Annotated in this window: 1 pseudogene; it reads right to left on the bottom strand. The window is 40.7% G+C overall.

Annotated elements, in window-relative coordinates:
- Positions 1 to 329: 329 nt before the first annotated feature.
- Positions 330 to 509 (bottom strand): annotated as a pseudogene (locus NNC77_RS16645) (dehydrogenase); the annotation flags it as partial.

Raw genomic sequence — 509 nt, 5'->3', positions numbered from 1 at the left:
GGCACCCTGGGTGGTATATATGACAAGGCTATTGCCCTTGATACCCACTTGTTTGCCTGTGTTAATATCACCAATGATTTCATCCTGTGTGAGTTGAATACCATCATCATCGCTACACCCTACCATCAAGAGAGCGACGAAAGCCATTGCCAAAAAGTAAATCTTTGCTTTCATAAACTGTTGTTTTTATGAGTTATACATGATAGGCGCTTTGCCCATCCTCTATTTATAAAACATTATTCTCCCCCCATTATTGCATTCTTCTTCCTATTATCTTTCTTTATTTAACACACTTTTACGCAAAAATATAAGAAACGCCTGTTTTGTTTCTATACTATCGGCAGACTTATTCCGTTGATCTTCTGATAAATATCTAAGGCATAGATATCCGTCATGCCGCTGATGTAATCCAATACTGCCATGATTCGCTCTTCCAGACTTTCGTTCTCGATATCGTACTGGCTGCTTACCCGGCGCAGAAGCTGCTTGGAGTAGAAACGGGACGGGTT

It is taken from the genome of Segatella copri, assembly GCF_024330485.1.
GTDB lineage: Bacteria > Bacteroidota > Bacteroidia > Bacteroidales > Bacteroidaceae > Prevotella > Prevotella copri_L.
Note: the sequence above shows the minus strand (reverse complement) of the source record. Positions and strands in the feature narration are given on the sequence as shown.